Origin of the sequence: Burkholderia sp. E168m23 (assembly GCF_016586125.1) — a bacterium.
GTDB classification, from domain to species: Bacteria; Pseudomonadota; Gammaproteobacteria; order Burkholderiales; family Burkholderiaceae; genus Burkholderia; species Burkholderia orbicola.
Genome location: NZ_BCPP01001318.1, coordinates 1 through 1,451 on the forward strand (window position 1 = coordinate 1; position 1,451 = coordinate 1,451).

Sequence of the window (1,451 nt, forward strand, 5' to 3'; positions counted from 1 at the left end):
AGCGGGATGAACGCATTCCGGCACGCGGTCGCGCCGCATGCGCACGACGGACGGTTCTTCGGCTCGGTCACGCCGTTCGGTTCGCACCTGAATGTGCTGCGTGCGCTGGCCTCGGGAGAGGCCGATTGCGCGGCGATCGACTGCGTGACGTTCGCGTATGTGCGCGACGCGCTGCCCGATCTGCTGAAGGACATCCGGATCATCGGCACGACGGCATCCGCGCCGGGCTTGCCGTTCGTCGCATCGCGGGCGGCGCTGGCGGATACGCAGGTGGACGCGTTGCAGGAGGCGCTCGAGCGCGCGGCTGCGGCCGATGTGGAACGGGCGCGCGTGCTGAGGCTGAAGGGATTCGACCGGCTGTCGCCGGCCGACTACGACACGATTGCGCGGTTCGAGCAGGCCGCCGCGACGCACGGCTATCCCGAACTCAGGTGACGCACGGGACGGCGCCCGGCGGTGCTGCGACCGCCCGCGCCGCGGCCCGCTTACTCCTCGTCCATCAACCGGACCTTGACCCGCTTGCCCTTGATCTTCCCCGCATTGAGCTTGCGCAGCGCGTCGCGCGCGACGCCGCGCTCGATCGCGACATAGGTCGAGAACTCGGTCACGTTGATCTTGCCGATTTGCTTGCCGTCGAATCCGGCGTCGCCGGTCAGCGCGCCGAGCACGTCGCCCGGGCGGATCTTGTCCTTGCGCCCGCCGAGGATCTGCAGCGTTTCCATCGGCGGCAGCAGCACGCTGTCGTCCGCCGGCTTCAGTTCAGCGAGCGGATGCCATTCGACCTCGCGCTTCTGCGCCTGTTCGATCGCGCCGACACGGCCCATCTCGTCCATGCTCGCGAGGCTCAGCGCCCAGCCGTCCTGATCCGCGCGGCCGGTGCGGCCGATGCGGTGTACGTGCACTTCGGGGTCGGGCGTCACGTCGACGTTGATCACCGCTTCGAGCTGTGCGATGTCGAGCCCGCGCGCGGCGACGTCGGTCGCCACCAGCACCGAGCAGCTGCGGTTCGCGAACTGGATCAGCACCTGATCGCGCTCGCGCTGGTCGAGCTCGCCGTGCAGCGCGAGCGCGTGGAAGCCTTGCGCGTGCAGCACGTCGAGCAGATCGCGGCATTGCTGCTTGGTGTTGCAGAACGCGATCGTGCTCACCGGCCGGTAGTGGTTCAGCAACTGGCCGACCGCATGCAGCCGCTCGTCCTCGGTCACTTCATAGAAGCGCTGGCGAATCTTGCTGTCGTCGTGGCGTTCCGCGAGCTTGATCTCCTTCGGATTGCGCAGGAACTGCTGGCTCAGCTTCGCGATGCCGTCCGGATAGGTCGCGGAGAACAGCAGCGTCTGACGCGTCGTCGGGCACATCCGGGCGACCTTCGCGATGTCGTCGAAGAAGCCCATGTCGAGCATCCGGTCGGCTTCGTCGAGCACCAGCGTGTTCAGCGCGTCGAGCTTCGGATT

2 protein-coding genes are annotated in these 1,451 nt (G+C 67.8%); one reads left to right on the forward strand and one right to left on the reverse strand.

What is annotated here, in order from left to right; translation table 11 throughout:
- Nucleotides 1-435 (forward strand): phosphate/phosphite/phosphonate ABC transporter substrate-binding protein (locus JMF90_RS36885; RefSeq protein WP_201326324.1); only part of this gene is annotated, 435 nt, incomplete at its 5' end.
- A gap of 50 nt (nt 436-485) precedes the next feature.
- Here the strand turns inward: JMF90_RS36885 and JMF90_RS36890 are convergent.
- Nucleotides 486-1,451 (reverse strand): helicase-related protein (locus tag JMF90_RS36890; protein ID WP_201326325.1); only part of this gene is annotated, 966 nt, incomplete at its 5' end.